This window comes from Cryobacterium sp. Hh11 (genome assembly GCF_004404045.1).
GTDB classification, from domain to species: domain Bacteria; phylum Actinomycetota; class Actinomycetes; order Actinomycetales; family Microbacteriaceae; genus Cryobacterium; species Cryobacterium levicorallinum.
In genome coordinates, this window is sequence record NZ_SOHF01000007.1 from 135052 (window position 1) to 151368 (window position 16317).

Annotated in this window: 16 protein-coding genes; 12 read left to right on the forward strand and 4 right to left on the reverse strand. The window is 65.2% G+C overall.

The features are described 5' to 3' along the window. Position 1: 1 nt before the first annotated feature. From E3T46_RS02620 to dnaK, 3 genes are read right to left on the reverse strand one after another with little or no spacing between them, the layout of a single operon-like run. Positions 2-1003: a DnaJ C-terminal domain-containing protein gene (locus E3T46_RS02620; protein WP_092447961.1), complete on the reverse strand. Its 1002-nt coding sequence runs from the start codon at positions 1001-1003 to the stop codon at positions 2-4. Further along, positions 996-1610 carry a nucleotide exchange factor GrpE gene (locus tag E3T46_RS02625; RefSeq protein WP_134577349.1) on the reverse strand — a complete coding sequence of 205 codons (615 nt, stop codon included), beginning with the start codon at positions 1608-1610 and terminating at the stop codon, positions 996-998. Before E3T46_RS02625 ends, E3T46_RS02620 begins: the two co-directional genes overlap by 8 nt. Positions 1611-1619: 9 nt before the next feature. Next, a complete protein-coding gene (gene dnaK, locus E3T46_RS02630) occupies positions 1620-3494 on the reverse strand; it encodes a molecular chaperone DnaK (RefSeq protein WP_134577350.1) in 1875 nt (624 codons plus the stop codon). Between the two features lie 203 nt (positions 3495-3697). Here dnaK and E3T46_RS02635 point away from each other — a divergent pair, with 203 nt between their 5' ends. From E3T46_RS02635 to E3T46_RS02645, 3 genes are all read left to right on the forward strand, one after another. Beyond that, the gene (locus E3T46_RS02635; protein WP_134577351.1) at positions 3698-5008 is read left to right on the forward strand and encodes an MFS transporter; all 1311 of its coding nucleotides are present in this window, start codon (positions 3698-3700) and stop codon (positions 5006-5008) included. Between the two features lie 138 nt (positions 5009-5146). Then, a complete protein-coding gene (locus E3T46_RS02640; RefSeq protein WP_241980415.1) occupies positions 5147-6268 on the forward strand; it encodes a Gfo/Idh/MocA family oxidoreductase in 1122 nt (373 codons plus the stop codon). A gap of 45 nt (positions 6269-6313) precedes the next feature. Next, a complete protein-coding gene (locus E3T46_RS02645; RefSeq protein WP_134443390.1) occupies positions 6314-6994 on the forward strand; it encodes an FCD domain-containing protein in 681 nt (226 codons plus the stop codon). Between the two features lie 6 nt (positions 6995-7000). Here E3T46_RS02645 and E3T46_RS02650 read toward each other — a convergent pair whose 3' ends face one another. Beyond that, positions 7001-7666: a transaldolase family protein gene (locus tag E3T46_RS02650; RefSeq protein ID WP_134443391.1), complete on the reverse strand. Its 666-nt coding sequence runs from the start codon at positions 7664-7666 to the stop codon at positions 7001-7003. Positions 7667-7797: 131 nt separating this feature from the next. Here E3T46_RS02650 and E3T46_RS02655 point away from each other — a divergent pair, with 131 nt between their 5' ends. The 9 genes from E3T46_RS02655 (at position 7798) to E3T46_RS02695 (ending at position 16312) form a co-directional block, all read left to right on the forward strand. Beyond that, entirely contained in the window at positions 7798-8769 is a 972-nt protein-coding gene (locus tag E3T46_RS02655) for a ribokinase (RefSeq protein WP_134577352.1), read from the forward strand. Positions 8770-8772: 3 nt separating this feature from the next. Beyond that, entirely contained in the window at positions 8773-9633 is an 861-nt protein-coding gene (locus tag E3T46_RS02660; RefSeq protein ID WP_134577353.1) for a GntR family transcriptional regulator, read from the forward strand. A 72-nt stretch (positions 9634-9705) separates the two neighbouring features. Further along, positions 9706-10293 carry a glucose-6-phosphate isomerase family protein gene (locus E3T46_RS02665; protein WP_241980416.1) on the forward strand — a complete coding sequence of 196 codons (588 nt, stop codon included), beginning with the start codon at positions 9706-9708 and terminating at the stop codon, positions 10291-10293. Then, positions 10290-11789, forward strand: coding sequence for a xylulokinase (gene xylB, locus E3T46_RS02670; protein WP_134577354.1), 1500 nt, complete (start codon positions 10290-10292; stop codon positions 11787-11789). The genes E3T46_RS02665 and xylB overlap by 4 nt, the downstream gene beginning before the upstream one ends. Continuing rightward, positions 11789-12745: an NAD(P)-dependent oxidoreductase gene (locus E3T46_RS02675; RefSeq protein ID WP_134577355.1), complete on the forward strand. Its 957-nt coding sequence runs from the start codon at positions 11789-11791 to the stop codon at positions 12743-12745. Before xylB ends, E3T46_RS02675 begins: the two co-directional genes overlap by 1 nt. Before the next feature lie 2 nt (positions 12746-12747). After that, positions 12748-13401, forward strand: a complete 654-nt coding sequence (locus E3T46_RS02680) for a bifunctional 4-hydroxy-2-oxoglutarate aldolase/2-dehydro-3-deoxy-phosphogluconate aldolase (RefSeq protein ID WP_134577356.1) — start codon at positions 12748-12750, stop codon at positions 13399-13401. Then, positions 13398-14312, forward strand: a complete 915-nt coding sequence (locus tag E3T46_RS02685) for a shikimate dehydrogenase (RefSeq protein WP_134577357.1) — start codon at positions 13398-13400, stop codon at positions 14310-14312. Before E3T46_RS02680 ends, E3T46_RS02685 begins: the two co-directional genes overlap by 4 nt. Next, the gene (locus E3T46_RS02690) at positions 14309-15262 is read left to right on the forward strand and encodes an aryldialkylphosphatase (protein ID WP_134577358.1); all 954 of its coding nucleotides are present in this window, start codon (positions 14309-14311) and stop codon (positions 15260-15262) included. The genes E3T46_RS02685 and E3T46_RS02690 overlap by 4 nt, the downstream gene beginning before the upstream one ends. An 87-nt stretch (positions 15263-15349) precedes the next feature. Beyond that, positions 15350-16312, forward strand: a complete 963-nt coding sequence (locus E3T46_RS02695; RefSeq protein WP_134577359.1) for a LacI family DNA-binding transcriptional regulator — start codon at positions 15350-15352, stop codon at positions 16310-16312. Positions 16313-16317: the final 5 nt, after the last annotated feature.

The following is a 16317-nucleotide window of genomic DNA, read 5'->3' on the forward strand; positions in this document are numbered from 1 at the left end:
ACTAGCCCTTCGCTCGCGCGATCAGTTCATCGCGCGGATTTTCCTTGGGCAGTGCCTCGGCGAAGGCTGCGAGCTTTTCTTCCGCATCCTTTGACAGGTGTGACGGTACAGCGACCTGCACGATGGCGAGCAGGTCGCCGGTGCCCTTCGCCGTGGTGACGCCGCGACCCTTGACCCGCAGCACGCGTCCTCCGGGAGTGCCGGGGGCCACGCGCAGTTTGACCGGGGCACCACCGAGAGTGGGCACCTCGATCGTCGCACCGAGGCTCGCCTCGACGAAGGTGACCGGAACGGTCACCCGCAGGTTGAGACCGTCCCGTTCGAACACCGGGTGCTTGCGCACGGTGATCGTCAGCACGATATCGCCGGTTTCTCCGCCGTCGGGGCTGGGCTGGCCCTTGCCGCGCAGGCGAATCTTCTGCCCGTCGGCGACGCCGGCTGGCACCTTGACCTTGATCGGCCGGCCGTCCTGGGTCTGCAGACTGATCTGGTCGCCCTGGGTAGCCGTGATGAAGTCGATGGTCGTCGACGCGATCACATCGCGGCCTCGGGTAGGCGCGCCCGATCCGCGGTAGCCGCCGGTGGGGTTGCCGAAGCCGCCGCCACCGCCGCCACCTCTGCCGAACATACCCCCGAGGATATCGTCGAAGCCACCCTGCTCGAAGGTATAACTTTGCTGACGGCTTCCGCCGCCGAACATGCCTCCGAAGGCGTCCTCAAAGCCACCGCTCTGGGCTCGGCCGCCGGGCGCGGCGAACCGCGCCCCACTGCCCATGGCCCGCACGGCGTCGTATTCCTTGCGCTGCGCGGCATCGCCCAGCACCGAGTGCGCCTCGCTCAGTTCCTTGAACTTCGCCTCGGCGGCGGGGTTCCCCGGGTTGGAATCCGGGTGGTACTTACGCGCGAGCTTGCGGTACGCCTTCTTCAACTCGGCCGGCGTGACATCTTTCGATACCCCGAGAACCTTGTAGAAGTCCTTGTCAAACCAATCCTGGCTAGCCATCGCTCGGTACCTGAACGACGACCTTGGCCGCGCGCAGCAGCGTGGAGCCGAGGTAGTACCCCGTCTCCGCGACGTCGCCGACGGTTTCCACGTCGACCGCTGCACTCGGCTGCTGGAAGATCGCCTCGTGCATGGTCGGGTCGAAGGGTTCGCCGACCGTGCCGAACGAGGTCAGCCCGAGCCGTTCAACGCTCGAACGCAGTTTGGCTGCGATCGTGGCGAAGGCCGAGTCAGGCACGAGATCGCCGTGCTTCTCAGCACGGTAGATGTCGTCCAGTACCGGAATAAGCACCTTGACGATATCCCCGGTCACGCGCTCTTTCTCGATGGCCCGGTTGGCTTCGGTGCGCCGACGATAGTTGGCGTACTCGGCCGTCACGCGCTTGAGGTCGGCGAGGTGTTCGCTCGTCGGCTCAGCAACTTCGCGTTCCGCCGCGTCCAGAATGTCCTGAACGGTCAGTTCGTCTTCTTCGATCCCGTCGGCTACAGCACTGTCAGGTTCAGAAGCGGATGCTGCATCAGCAGCGGCCGCGCCCGCGGCGGCGGTGCCGTCATCGGGCACCCCCGCAGCGGACGCGTCGTTGTCTGGATGTTTCTTGTCAGCCATGGTTGCGGCCTACTTCTTCTTCTCGTCTTCGTCGTCGTCAACAACTTCGGCGTCGACAACGTCTTCGTCCTTGTTCGCTTCGGCAGGAGCCTCGTCGGTGCTGGTCTCATCAGCGCCGGCTGCGGCATCCGCCTGGCTGGACTTGTAGATGGCTTCGCCGAGCTTGCCCTGGCTTTCGTTGAGCTTGTCAAACGCGGTCTTCACCGCGTCGTCGTCGTCGCCGGCGAGAGCGGACTTGAGGGCATCGACATCAGCCTGCACCTCGTTCTTCACGTCCTCGGGGAGCTTGTCGACGTTGTCCTTGATCAGCTTCTCGATCGAGTAGGCGAGCTGCTCGGCCGTGTTGCGGGTCTCGGCGACTTCGCGCAGACGCTTGTCTTCTGCGGCGTGCTCTTCACCCTCGCGCACCATGCGCTCGATGTCTTCCTTCGCGAGCGAGGAACCGCCCGTGATGGTCATCGACTGCTCGGTTCCGGTGCCCTTGTCCTTGGCGGACACGTGCACGATGCCGTTGGCGTCGATGTCGAAGGTGACCTCGACCTGCGGAATGCCGCGCGGCGCCGGCGCGATGCCGGTGAGCTCGAAGGTTCCGAGGTTCTTGTTGTCGCGGGTGAACTCACGCTCGCCCTGGAAGACCTGGATCGCAACGGACGGCTGGTTGTCGTCGGCCGTGGTGAAGGTTTCGCTGCGCTTGGTCGGGATGGCCGTGTTGCGCTCGATCAAGCGCGTCATGATGCCGCCCTTGGTTTCGATGCCGAGGCTCAGCGGGGTGACGTCGATGAGCAGAACGTCCTTGCGCTCGCCCTTCAGCACGCCGGCCTGCAGTGCGGCGCCGACGGCGACGACCTCGTCCGGGTTGACACCCTTGTTCGGGTCCTTGCCGCCGGTCTCGCTCTTGACGAGCTCGTAGACGGCGGGCATCCGGGTGGAACCACCGACGAGAACGACGTGGGCGATGTCACCGACCTTGACGCCGGCCTCACGAATGACGTCCTGGAAGGGCTTCTTGGTGCGGTCGAGCAGGTCCTCAGTCATCTTCTCGAACTGGGCGCGGGTGAGCGTCTCGTCGAGGTTGGCCGGGCCGTTTTCGGTCAGCGACAGGTAGGGCAGCTGGATGCTCGTCGACATGCTCGAGGAGAGTTCCTTCTTGGCCTGCTCAGCGGCTTCTTTGAGGCGCTGCTTGGCGATCTTGTCCTTGGACACGTCAACGCCGGTGGTCTCCTTGAAGCGCTTGATCAGGTGATCAACGATGCGCTGGTCCCAGTCGTCGCCGCCGAGGCGGTTGTCGCCGGCGGTCGAGCGCACCTGGATGGTGGAGAAGTCGTCGTCCTTGCCCACCTCGAGCAGCGACACGTCGAAGGTTCCGCCTCCGAGGTCGAAGACCAGGATGAGCTCGTCTTCCTTGCCCTTGTCGAGACCGTAGGCCAGCGCGGCGGCGGTCGGCTCGTTGATAATGCGCAATACGTTGAGTCCGGCAATCTCGCCGGCCTCCTTCGTGGCCTGACGCTCGGCGTCGTTGAAGTACGCCGGCACGGTCACGACGGCGTCGCTGACCTTCTCGCCCAGGTACTGCTCGGCGTCACGCTTGAGTTTGGCGAGGATACGCGCGCTGATCTCCTGCGGGGTGTACTTCTTGTCGTCGATCGCGACGGTCCAGTCAGTGCCCATGTGGCGCTTGACGCTGGAGATGGTGCGGTCGACGTTGGTGACGTTCTGGCGCTTGGCGGTTTCTCCAACGAGAACTTCGCCGTCCTTGGTGAATGCGACCACCGAGGGGGTGGTGCGCAAGCCCTCAGCGTTGGCGATGACGGTGGGTTCTCCACCTTCGAGCACGGACACCACCGAGTTTGTGGTTCCGAGGTCAATACCTACTGCACGAGCCATCTGGGTTGTTCTCCTTCAATCATGTGCGAAACGAACTGCTAAGTAATCTCAAGACTTGAGCCTCGATGACTCAAGTATTCCAGAGCCGTTTCGTCCCTGTCAATTTCTGCGGCTGAAAGTTGAGTGTGAGTGGCTCAACTTTCAAAGCGGATGCCGCTGGTCGGCAAATCCGGATACTTACCCCGGGGCAGTAGATTGTGCACATGACCGAGACTGTCGCCGTAGACGCGGGTGCCCCTCCAACGCGTGGTCGGGTGGCGGCCTGGGCATTCTGGGACTGGGGGTCGGCGGCCTTCAACGCGGTCGTTACGACGTTCGTCTTCAGTGTCTACCTCACCGGTTCAGCGTTCGGCGACGAAGCCGTCGTTTCCGCGCAACTGGGCTGGGCCCTCGCCATAGCCGGACTCCTCGTCGCCGTGCTGGCACCGATCACGGGGCAGCGCTCCGACACCTCCGGCCGGCGCAAATTCTGGCTGGGGGCCAATACCTTCGCCGTCGTCGGCCTCACCACAGCGATGTTTTTCGTTGAGGCCAGCCCCAGCTATCTGTTGCTCGGGCTCGTGCTGCTCGCGGCCGGAAATGTATTCTTCGAGTTCGCCAGCGTCAACTACAACGCGATGCTCGGCCAGGTATCGACTCCCCGCACCATCGGCAGGGTCAGCGGCTTCGGCTGGGGCATGGGGTATCTGGGCGGCATCGTGCTGTTGCTCATCGTCTACTTCGGTTTCATCGCTCCCGAGTTGGGGTTGTTCGGCGTGACCAGCGAGAACGGCTTGGCCGTGCGGGTCACCATGTTGGTGGCCGCCGCCTGGTTCGGACTCTTCGCGCTGCCGCTATTGCTGCGCGTCCCTGAGCACCGCGCCCCCGCCGCCGAACGGCGAGTCAAGGTCGGCTTCTTCCAGAGCTACGTCGTGCTCGCTCGCGACATCAAGCGGCTGTGGACCACGAGCCGCCAGACCGTATATTTTCTGCTGGCGAGCGCTATTTTTCGTGACGGTCTGGCCGGCGTGTTCACCTTCGGCGGCGTGCTGGCGGCATCCGTTTTCGGCTTCTCACCGGGCGAAGTCATCATTTTCGCCATCGCCGCCAACGTGGTGGCCGGCATCGCCACCATGGCGGTCGGGGTGCTCGACGACCGCCTGGGCGCGAAGCCGGTGATCGTGACGGCCCTGGTGGGCCTGCTCGTGAGCGGCATGCTGGTCTTCCTGCTGCACGACGGCGGCCAGATCGTGTTCTGGACCGCAGGCCTCGCCCTGTGTCTGTTCGTCGGGCCGGCCCAATCTGGCAGTCGCACCTTTCTCGCCCGGCTCATTCCGGCCGGGCGCGAGGGCGAGGTGTTCGGGCTCTACGCCACGACCGGCCGCGCCGTGAGCTTTCTGGCACCCACCGCCTTCGCCGTCTTCGTGTCGATCTTCGGCGCCACCTACTGGGGAATCCTCGGCATCATGCTCGTGCTGCTGCTCGGCCTGCTCCTCCTCCTGCCGGTCAAGGCATCCCAGCAGCAGATCGTCTAGCGCGGGGCTCCGCGCCAGTTCTGGCTGGTGCGATGACCGGTAACGGGCGCGGTGAGCGGATGCCGGCGCGCGCGTCAGGCGTTGAGGCTACTTGCTAGCATTGCCGAGAGTGTGCGGTTCAGCAATTCATCAGGGCTTTTGCTTCTCGCACGTCACAATCCCGGCATCGCCGCCGGCGCATGGCTCAACGCTCAACGCTCAACGCTCAACGCTCAACGCTCAACGCTCAACGACAGCTTTCGGAAAGAAGACATCGTGCTCCGTATCGGCATTCTGGGTGCGTCAGGAATCGCCCCCGCAGCTGTCATCCACCCGGCTGCGCGCCGAGAAGACGTCGCCATAGTCGCCGTCGCCTCGCGCCGTGCATCAACCGCCGCCGCCTACGCAGCAACTCACGGCATTGAACGTTCCTACGACGACTACCGCGCGTTGCTGGCCGACCCCGACATCGACCTGGTTTACAACTCCCTGCCCCCGTCCGAACACGCCGAGTGGTCCATCGCGGCACTCGAAGCCGGCAAGGATGTTTTGTGCGAAAAGCCGTTCGCCATGAACGCGGTGCAGGCCGAGCGGATGCTGAAAGCGGCCGATGCCACCGGCCGGCGGCTCATCGAGGCCTTCCACGACCGCTACCACCCGCTCAGCCTCGAAATCGATGCCCTGGTCGCCTCGAAGCGATTGGGCGACATCGTCTCGCTGCGCGCGGATTTCTCGGTCAGCAATGCTTTCGAGCCGAGCGGCATCCGTCACGATCCGAAACTCGGCGGTGGGGCGCTGATGGACCTGGGCTGTTATCCGCTGCACTGGGTTCGCGCACTGATGAATGAGGAGCCCACCGTCGTCAGCGCGATCGCCGCAACGAACCCACTCGGCGCTGACAGCAGCATTGACACGGAGCTACGCTTCCCGTCGGGGACAACCGCGCGCATCACGGCGAGCATGGATGCCGGCCCGACCGAGATATCAACGCTCGACATCGTGGGCACCCTCGGCACTCTGCACGTGAACAATCTCGTCTTTCCCTCCGCGGGCCACAGCATCAGCGAAACCATCGACGGGATAACCCGCGTGAGCACCGTGCGCGGCCGGACCACCTACGATCACCAGCTCGAAGCGATCATCGTGGGCCTGAAGAATCACACGGCGCTGCCCACGGAGGGCGCTGACTCGCTGAACAATATGATCGCCATCGATGCCATCTACGCCGCGGCCGGACTCGATCGAAGCTTCGTCGAGGAAAGCCCGGCAGCTCCGCGCTGAGTTTCTCCCTCCACCGGGAACCTGTCTCAAAGGTAGGATCTCTCCATGGCTGTGACCGACGAAGCGATCCTCAAGATCAAGGACATGATCTTGTCCGGTGAGATCAAACCCCGGGACAAGCTCCCCCCGGAGAAGGAGCTGAGCGAGCGGCTGGGGCTCTCGCGCAGTTCTCTCCGGGAAGCCGTCAAGGCGCTGGAGGTGATCCGTGTGCTCGACGTGCGGCGAGGCGACGGAACCTACGTCACGAGCCTCGAGCCACGTCTGCTGCTGGAAGCGATGACCTTCATCACCGATCTGCACACGGACTCATCCATCCTGGAGCTGTTCGCGGTGCGCCGCATTCTGGAGCCGGCCGCAGCGGCACTGGCCGCCGTACGGATGAGCCCCCAGGAGCTGGCCGAGTTGCGGGCGCTTCTGGAACTGGTGAACGAGTCGACCGATGTCGAGGGTCTGGTGGCGGCAGACATCCACTTTCACGGCGCCATCGCGGCGGCGGCCGGAAATACCTATCTGGCGAGTCTGATCGACTCGCTGTCGAGCCACACGATTCGCGCCCGGATCTGGCGCGGACTCACCCAGGAACACTCCGTCGAACGCACACTGGCCGAACACAAGGCGATCGCCGACGCCCTGGAACGCCACGACGCAGACCTCGCGCAGGCCCTGACCACCGTGCACATCTCGGGAATCGAACAGTGGCTGCGCGACGCGGTGGCCGCTGCCTGAGGCGGACTAGGCTCCCTGCAAACCGCGCGCAACGGCCGCCTCGAACTCCTCGCTCGAACGGTCGCTCACATCGTGGTGCAACACCGCCAGGATGACCGCCGGTGCGGCCGTGAAATACGGCACGCCCACCGCGGCGAGCGCCACGATCGCGTCCGGCGTGCGCAGGCTCGCTGCCAACACATCGGTGCCGGACCCGGCCACGACGGCCGTCATCACCGCTATCTCGGCGATACCGTCCAGACCGCTATCCTGCATCCGCCCGAGGTACGGCGCGATATAGCGCACGCCCAGAGTCGCCGCCATCAGCGCCTGGGCCGGCGAATAGACCGCGGTCAGCAGCACCGGCGCACCGGCTCTGCTCAGCTCGGCGGCGACGACGAACCCTTCGCGTGTGGCGGGGACCTTGACGACGACCTCGGGTCCGAGCGCCAGTATCCCCTCGGCAGTGCGGAGCAGTGCGCCGCGGCTCTCACCCCAGGCCTGGAAGAAGACTTCGTGTGCGCCCTCCGCGATCCAGCGCGCATACAGTTCCGGGGCATCCGCAACCGAGCGGTCAGCCCGCTCGAGAATCGTGGGGTTCGTCGTCACGCCGTGCACGAGCCCATCACGAAGCAACTCGCCGACCTCGTCGGCTTCTGCACTGTCAACATACAAGCGACGTTCTCGGCTCATGTGGGAGCTTCCTTTCGATCCGCCGGCTCTGGCTGATACTCGACAGTAGCAACGAGACACTGGGATCTGTCCCGACCTGTCCGGTAATGTAATTACACGTCAAAGCGACGCCAGCGGTGCGAAAGGAAAAAATGAGCCAGACAGAGTCGTCGGCACCCCCATCCGGTGGAGTCCTGATCGTGGGGAGCATCACGGCCGACCTCACTACTTTTTCGCACCGTCTTCCCGCTCGGGGCGAGACCATTCTGGGGGATGACTTCACGCTCGTGCTGGGCGGGAAGGGCGCCAACCAGGCGATCGCCGCGGCCCTCGCCGGGAGCTCGGCACACATGGTCTCGTGCGTGGGCACCGATCTGTTCTCGCCGCTGTTGACCGAAGGTCTGCAGAACGCCGGGGTCAACACCGAGCACGTTCGTCGAGTCTCCGGACCCAGCGGAATCGCCCACATCCGGGTTGATGATTCCGGCGAGAATGACATTGTCATGGTGCCCCTCGCGAATTCCTCCCTCAGTGAAGCGCAGATCGATGCCGCGTTCAGTGCCCGGGCCGGGTCATCGACGGTGCTGTTGACCCAGCTTGAGATTCCGTGGGCACTCACGCAGTATTCGATTCGAAAAGGGCACGAGGCCGGACTCACCGTGATCCTCGACCCGGCCCCCGCGACCGTGCTCGACGATGCGATCTGGCCGCTCATCGACATCGTGACACCGAACGAGACCGAGGCCAGGCTGCTGACCGGCATAGTCGTGACCGACCTCGAATCCGCCACCGCCGCGGGACGATGGTTCGTCGACCGGGGCGTTCGCTACGCGCTGATCACCATGTCGGCGGCAGGCGCGCTCCTGGTGTCTGCAACCGAGATCAAACATTTCGACGCGATTCCCGTTCAGTCTGTTGACACAACGGCAGCAGGGGATGCCTTCGCCGGATACCTCGGTGCGGCCCTCGCCCTCGGTCACGACCTGCCGGATGCCATCGGCCGCGCCATGGCCGCCGGCGCACTCACCGTGACCAAGCGCGGCGCCTCACCCAGCCTCCCCTCGCGCGCTGACGTCGAGACTCTGCTCACTCGCCACACCGCTATGCGCGCGATGAAAGCCTGACCGATGACCAAACAGACGCACGCCACTCACCTCGATCCGCACAACCCGCCGGGAATCGATCGCCAGGCGGCGACGCCCATGTATCACCAGCTCAAGAACCGCATCCTCGACGATATTGCCAGTCAGGGATTGCGGGCCGGCGACATCCTTCCGGGCGAGCACCGGTTATGCGAGCAGTTCCAGGTTTCGCGCACGGTCGTGCGGCAGGCGCTGGCCCAGCTCGAGTACCAGGGGGTGATCGAACGAGTCAAAGGCAAAGGCACATTCGTCGCGCGTCAGAAGGTGCCGGAAAGCCTCGTGCACACGCTGACCGGTTTATACGAAGAAGTCGCCGCCCGCGGGGGGCACGTTCGCAGCGAGGTGCGCCGACAGGAGATCATCGAGGCAGACGACGACGTTGCCGATTCGCTCGCAGTGCCGCCGCGATCGCCGGTCGTCGTGATCGAACGGCTGCGCTATGTCGACGAAGAACCGTGGTCCTGGACCACAACGTATTTGCCGCACGATATCGGGTTGCTGGTTTTGCAGGAAGACCTTCGAGATCAATCGCTCTATGCGCTGCTGGCCAACCACGGAGTTCGCGCGGTACGCGGTGTTCGGTCCGCTGAAGCAGCATCCGCCGATCGCGCGCAGGCGGCACTGCTGAAGGTCGGAATCGGCCGGGCCCTGCTCGTGCTGCGCAGCATTAGCTATGACGAAAACGAACAGCCGATGGAGTATTTCATTGCCCATCACCGCGGTGACCGCAGTCGTTTCGAGTTTCAGCTGAGTGCGTCGTCCGCCACCCAGAGCACGGCAGCGCTGCGCCATACCGGGATCCCCGCCGCGGAGGCCGCTGCTACGACGGATGAATACAACCTGTAATTACACGTGACATGTAATTACAGGTTACGCTGAACCGGCAGCACCGCCGCTGCCGCTGAGCCAGGAGACGACGTGTCTGATTACTCCGAACTGCCCGTTTTGCCCATGAGTATCCGTTTCGATCACGCTGCCGGCACCCTCAGCCCCGCCGGACCGACTCTCACCAGGCGCATGTCCGACCTCGAAGGCCTGTTCCTCGACCAGGATGCCTGGCTCTCGGCCCTCGCTGACGGCGACCCGATCGTCTACTCGGTCGTGTCGAGCCGCGTCCCGGAAATCGACCGCGAGCTTCCCCAATCGATCACGACCATTCAGCCCGGCGTCACCGGCGGTGAATTCTGGATGACCAAGGGCCACCAGCACCCCAACCATCAGGGCGAAATCTACCTCGGCATTTCGGGCAGCGGCGGCCTGCTCATGTTTGACGGAACCAGCACAAACTGGGTGGACATGACCCCAGGCACCATCGGCTACATTCCCCCGGGCTGGGCCCACCGCAGCGTCAATGTCGGCAAGGAACCGTATTCGTTCCTCGCCGTCTACCCCGGCGGCGCGGGTCATGACTATGGCTGGGTACTCGAGCACGGTCTCGGCCAGCGAGTATGCACAGAAAACGACGGTGTTGTCTTTCGGGATTACTTCACGGGCGCCCGGCCGTGATCATCTCGCACGACCTCGGCACCACCGGGAACAAGGCATCCCTGCACCGCGACGATGGACGGCTTGTGACCTCCGTCACCGTGAACTACAGCGCCCGCTTCGCCGACAACGGCGTCGCGGAGCAGAACCCCGACGACTGGTGGCGGGCGGTCGTGGAAGCCACCCGGGGTCTGCTCGCGCGGTCCGGCACCGACCCGGCACAGGTGACCGGCCTGGTGGTGAGCGGCCAGATGATGAGCGCGGTGCTGCTGGATGCCGCATACCGGCCCGTTCGCGCCGCGCTCATCTGGGCCGATACCCGCAGCACGGCCCAGACCGAACATCTCGAACGCGTCATCGGCCAGGATCGGGCGTACGCGTTGACGGGGCATCGCCTCAACCCCACGTACTCGCTGGAAAAAATCATGTGGGTTCGCGACAACGAGCCCGAGACATTTTCGCGGGTTCGCCACTTCTGTTTGGCGAAAGACTTCGTGGTGCAGCGACTCACCGGGCGTCTGGTCACCGATCGCTCCGACGCCTCCGCCACGAACGCCTACGATCAAACCCGCGGCGAGTGGTCGACGGAAATGCTGGAGGCTGCCGGTCTTGACGCTCGTCTCTTCCCCGACATCCTTGACGCCACCGCCGTCGTCGGCACCCTCACCCCCGAAGCGGCACGCGAGACCGGATTGGCGGTCACCACGCGCGTTGTGCTCGGCGGCGGCGACGGCCCGATTGCGGCGGTCGGTGCGGGCATCGTGGCACCCGAAGACGGTGCCTACGTGTGTTTGGGGACCTCGTCCTGGATCTCCTTCGCAAGTGCCACGCCGGTGCACGACCCGCTGCGGCGAACCATGACCTTCGACCATGTGGTTCCCGGCCAGTACGTGCCCACGGCAACGATGCAGGCCGGCGGCGGCGGCCTCGCCTGGGTGTCGGAACTCCTCCACCCCGAGCCCTCCAGCACAGGCCTCGCCGCCCTGGTCTCCGCAGCATCGACGGCATCCGCTTCGTCGAGCGGGCTCTACTTTTTGCCCTACCTGCTTGGCGAGCGCTCACCCTATTGGAATCCGGATGCCGCCGGATCCTTCATCGGAATCAACCGTCATCACGGACGCGCCGAAATGACGCGGGCCGTTCTCGAGGGCGTCGCCTTCAACCTGTTCACCTGCCTGCAGGCCTTCCGGGACTCGGGCTCCGCCATCGAGCGCGTTGATGCGATCGGCGGCGGGGCCGCCAGTGATGCCTGGCTGCAGATCCTCGCGGACGTCTGGGGAATCCCCGTGCGACGGCGCACCATCGTTGAAGAGGCCAACAGTCTCGGCGCCGCGGTCACGGCGGCAGTCGGGCTTGGACTCGTCGATGACTTCGGGGCGGCTCGCGGCCTCTCGGAGGTGTCCGCGGAGTTCTCCCCCGACCGTGATCGTCACGCCGAGTACCTCGCCCGCTATGCCGTTTTCGTCGAGGGCTACGAGTGCCTCCAACCGTGGTTCGCCACCCGGGCAGGGCGCTGATGGGCACCGTTCTGGTCACCAGTCGGTCCTTTTCGTCGGGCAACAGCGATGAAGCAGGCCGTCTTTCGGATGCCGGCCACACGGTCGTCACGGGCCCGGCCAGCCACGAGCTCGACGTTCTTCAGGGCCTCCTGCGCAACGCTGTCGGGTGGATCGCCGGAACCGGTGAGATCACTCCGGAACATCTCGACGCGGCGCCACAACTGCGCGTGATCGCCCGTTACGGGGTGGGCATCGAATCCGTCGACGTTGCCGCGGCAGAAGAACGTGGAATCGTCGTCACCAATACGCCCGGCGCCAATAGTGACGCGGTCGCCGACCATGCCGTCGGCCTCATGCTCGCGATCTTGCGCGGCACGACGGCGGGAGACCGTCGCGTTCGAGCCAACGACTGGACTGTGCACCGCGGGCGAGAGCTCGGTGCCCTCACCGTCGGCATTGTCGGATTCGGCCGAATCGGCCAGGGTGTCGCTCGACGCCTCCGTGGTTTCGGCCCACGGATCGTCGCGCACGATCCCTGGCTGAGCAATGACGCCATCAGCGACGGAGGAGCGATGCCGATCGGAGTGCTTGCCATGGCGGAGGAGTGCGATCTGGTCACCCTGCACAGCCCCGGCGGCACCTGCATCGTCTCCGATGCCTGGCTTGCCCACGCGCGGCCGGGGCTCGTGGTCGTCAACACGGCGCGACCGGAACTCGTCGATGAACATGCTCTCGCACAGGCCCTCCGCTCGCAGCGCATCGCCGGGTTCGCCGCCGACACCCTCGCGGGCGATACCCGGGGGCTGTCCTCCCCTCTGCTGGCGGCCGAGCTGCAGGACCGAGTGATCGTCACCCCGCATTTCGGCGCCCAGACCACCCAGGCCGTCGACACCATGAGTTCGATGGCCGTGAGCAACCTACTCTCCGTTCTCGCCGGCGATTCCCCCGCCAATCCCGTCTCCTCGAAAGCGTGATCATGCAGAATTCCTTAAATCGCCTCGCCGGCACCCGCATTCTGGCCGTTCTGCGCGCCCCCTCCGCCGACGTAGCCCTGCGGGCAGCGGATGCCCTCGTGGCCGGCGGGGTCACCGGGCTGGAGATCACCTACTCCACCCCCGACGCGCCCGCCGTCATCCGCGAGCTGTGCGCCCGGTACGGCGACACCGTCTACCTCGGCGCGGGCACGGTCACGACCGCCGATGAAGCGCGCCGAGCAGCGGATGCCGGCGCGGCCTTTCTGGTCAGCCCTGGCACCCGGCCCAAGCTCACCGCGGCGATGAAGGCCACGGGGCTGCTCGTGATGACCGGGGCGCTCACTCCGAGTGAAATCATGGCCGCGGCGGAATACGGAACCGATGTGGTGAAGATATTTCCTGCCTCACTCGGCGGCCCGGCCTTTCTCCGGTCCCTTCGCGGACCGTTCCCGGCTGTTCCGTTCATGCCGACGGGCGGTGTCACTCCGGGCAACATCGGCGCCTGGTTCGATGCCGGAGCGATCGCAGTCGGAGCCGGCAGCGATTTGGTCTCTGCCGCCGATCTCGCCGCCGGGCGCTACGACAATATCCAACGTCTCGCCGCTCAATTCGTGTCCGCCGGCACCCGCCTGGACCCGGCAGAGGTACGGGCATGAGCGGCTATATGGGATTTGTCGGGGTGAGCACCGAGAAATCGTCGATCATGAAAATCTTTCCGACCTGGGCCGATATCCTCGGTCTCCCGACGCGCACGCTGATCGGTCACGACCTGGCGATCGACGCCACACCCCAGCAGTACGTTCACCTCGTGCAGCAGATCAGGGACGACCCGAATCACTGGGGCGCCCTGGTGACCACCCACAAAATGGGTCTGTTTGCGGCCACCCACGACCTGTTCGACGAGCTCGACGAGTTCAGCACCGTCGGCGGAGAACTCTCGAGTATTGCCAAGAGAAATGGCCGGCTCATCGGCCACGCCAAGGACCCCCTGACGGCGGGGCTCGCCGCGCAGGAATTCCTCCCCGACGATCACTTCACCCGCACGGGAGGCCACGTCGTGTGTCTGGGTGCCGGCGGTGCCGGCGGCGCCCTCTCCTGGTATCTGGCCGGGCGGGCCGACCGGCCAGAGCGGATCGTTGTCACCGATACGGACCAGGGTCGACTTGACCATTTGCGCGCGGTGCACCTTCGCCGCGGAACTCCCGCCGAGCTGATCCGTTTTGTTCTGGTCGAAAGCCCCGAAACCACAAGGACCGTGCTTGCCGATGCCCCCGCGCACAGCCTCATCGTCAATGCCAGCGGGCTCGGTAAGGATCGCCCGGGCAGCCCAGTTCCGGACGACACAAGGTTTCCCGAAGCTGCGTATGTCTGGGAGTTCAATTACCGCGGCAGCTTGGAGTTTCTGGCGCAGGCACGTGCGCAAGCGGATTCCGCGGAGCTCACCGTCATAGACGGCTGGCGCTACTTCATCCATGGCTGGTCGCAGGTCATCGCCGAGGTGTTCACTATCGAGCTCACCGACGACCTGGTGAGCCGCCTCTCCGAGGCCGCGCTGGCTGCACGATGAACATGATTCGCAGCGTTCTCGGCGACGTCGATCCAGCCACGCTGGGTCTGGTCGACTATCACGAGCACCTCTTTCAGGTCAGTCCGCTGCTGCTCGGTGACGAGCTGAACGACGAGGCGGCATCCGGCAGTGAAGCCCGACTGTTACGGGCGAGCGGGTTTGATGCCATGGTCGACGCGACCCCGGTCGGGCTCGGTCGCAACCCGGAGGCGGTGGCTCGAATCAGTGCTTCGTCGGGGCTCACCGTGATTGCCGCAACCGGCGCCCATCGCGATGCCCACTACTCGGCCGAACACTGGCTTCGTCAGCTGGATGCCGGCAGTCGCGCCGCCCTGTTCCTGGCCGACCTGCACGACGGCATGCCGATACGAGATGATCAGCCGACACGGGCCGTGACGCCGACCGGCGATCCCGTGCGCGCCGGTCTGCTGAAGGCCGGGATCGGTTACTGGTCGATCTCGCCGTTCGAACGGCAAACGCTCGAGGCGGTTGCCCTCGCTCACGCGGCGTCCGGGGCGCCGATCATGGTGCACCTGGAATACTGCACGGCGGCCCACGAAGTGCTCGATCTGCTGGAGGGTTTCGGTGTGCCACCGCAACGAGTTGTGCTCGCGCACGCTGATCGCGACCCGAACCCCGCCCTGCATCTGGAGCTGGTGGCCCGGGGCGCCTGGCTCGGCTATGACGGCATCGCCCGCCCGCGCACGCGCAGCGATGCCGAACTACTCACGCTCACCGAAGCCGTCGTCGCTGGTGGTGGCCTGAACCGGCTGCTGATCGGCGGCGACGTGGCGCGCCGGAGCCGCTACGTCTCCTACGGGGGAATGCCGGGCTTGGCCTATCTCGGGAACCGCTACCTTCCCGCCCTGCGCGCCCGGATCGGGAACGAGCAGGTGGAGCGGATACTCCGCACCAATGCCGCACAATTTCTCACCTGGACCCCGGCGTGAACTGCGCCGGTGCCGCTTCTGTCGCGCCCGCGCGGCGGGCGCCGATAACGTTCAGTAAGGTTGAGTCGCTTGCAGGAAAGGACCTACATGGCCACGATTTATGACGTCGCCGCGCTTGCGGGAGTCTCCCCGGCCACCGTGTCCCGCGTTTTCAACGGCATCACCGTCTCGGCGGAACGCAGCGACCGGGTTCGTGCGGCGGCCGAGCGGCTGTCTTTCACGCCCAACCGCACCGCTCGCACGCTTCGAAAGCAGTCGTCTGAGGTCATCGCGCTGATCATTCCGGACATCGAGAACCCGTTCTTCACGGCATTGGCGCGCGGCGTGGAAGACGTGGCTCAGCAATCCGGCTACTCGGTCGTGCTGTGCAACACCGATGAGGATGCCGCCAAGGAGGCCCGTTATCTCGATGTCGTCGTCTCAGAGAACATGGCCGGCATCATTCTCGCCGCCGCAACCGATCAGGTTAATCTGACCCCCCTCATCCGGCGCGGGCGCCCCGTGGTGGCCGTTGATCGCAGCCTGCCTGAGATCGATACCGTGACCGTTGACAACGTCGCGGGCGGACGCGATGCGACGCGGGCCCTGCTGGAGCAAGGCTTTCGGCGCATCGGCTGCATCACGGGGCCACGCGGCGGCAGAACAGCCGAGGCCCGCGCCGACGGTTGGCGAGAGATCGTCGATGCCGATGCCGCGGCGTCAGGGAGCGTTGACCGGTATTTGCGGCACGCCGATTTTCGCGTGGATGGCGGCCATACGGCGATGTTGGAGCTGCTGAATCTGCCGGAACCACCGGACGCCGTTTTCGTCGCGAACAACCTTATGGCCGTCGGAGCCCTGCGAGCACTGATCGAGCGGGATCTCACCCCACCCGTAGTGGGTGTCGCCAGTTTCGGTGACCTGCCGTTTGCCACTCTGTCGCCCCGTGGGGTGACCGTGATCCCCCTGCCGGCACGCCTGCTCGGTGAAGCCGCAGCTCGGCTGCTGATCGAGCGCCTTCGCGGTGACGATCAACCTCCTCGCACCATCACACTCAGCAATCTCTCCTGATCAGA

What these genes read in the sequence shown, in the direction of transcription:
- E3T46_RS02660 (WP_134577353.1), top strand. Translation starts at nt 8,773, where the DNA reads ATGACCAAACAGACGCACGCCACTCACCTCGATCCGCACAACCCGCCG.
- E3T46_RS02685 (WP_134577357.1), top strand. Translation starts at nt 13,398, where the DNA reads ATGAGCGGCTATATGGGATTTGTCGGGGTGAGCACCGAGAAATCGTCG.
- dnaK (WP_134577350.1), bottom strand. Translation starts at nt 3,494, where the DNA reads ATGGCTCGTGCAGTAGGTATTGACCTCGGAACCACAAACTCGGTGGTG.
- E3T46_RS02690 (WP_134577358.1), top strand. Translation starts at nt 14,309, where the DNA reads ATGAACATGATTCGCAGCGTTCTCGGCGACGTCGATCCAGCCACGCTG.
- E3T46_RS02680 (WP_134577356.1), top strand. Translation starts at nt 12,748, where the DNA reads ATGCAGAATTCCTTAAATCGCCTCGCCGGCACCCGCATTCTGGCCGTT.
- E3T46_RS02655 (WP_134577352.1), top strand. Translation starts at nt 7,798, where the DNA reads ATGAGCCAGACAGAGTCGTCGGCACCCCCATCCGGTGGAGTCCTGATC.
- E3T46_RS02675 (WP_134577355.1), top strand. Translation starts at nt 11,789, where the DNA reads ATGGGCACCGTTCTGGTCACCAGTCGGTCCTTTTCGTCGGGCAACAGC.
- E3T46_RS02650 (WP_134443391.1), bottom strand. Translation starts at nt 7,666, where the DNA reads ATGAGCCGAGAACGTCGCTTGTATGTTGACAGTGCAGAAGCCGACGAG.
- E3T46_RS02645 (WP_134443390.1), top strand. Translation starts at nt 6,314, where the DNA reads ATGGCTGTGACCGACGAAGCGATCCTCAAGATCAAGGACATGATCTTG.
- E3T46_RS02635 (WP_134577351.1), top strand. Translation starts at nt 3,698, where the DNA reads ATGACCGAGACTGTCGCCGTAGACGCGGGTGCCCCTCCAACGCGTGGT.
- E3T46_RS02620 (WP_092447961.1), bottom strand. Translation starts at nt 1,003, where the DNA reads ATGGCTAGCCAGGATTGGTTTGACAAGGACTTCTACAAGGTTCTCGGG.
- E3T46_RS02625 (WP_134577349.1), bottom strand. Translation starts at nt 1,610, where the DNA reads ATGGCTGACAAGAAACATCCAGACAACGACGCGTCCGCTGCGGGGGTG.
- E3T46_RS02695 (WP_134577359.1), top strand. Translation starts at nt 15,350, where the DNA reads ATGGCCACGATTTATGACGTCGCCGCGCTTGCGGGAGTCTCCCCGGCC.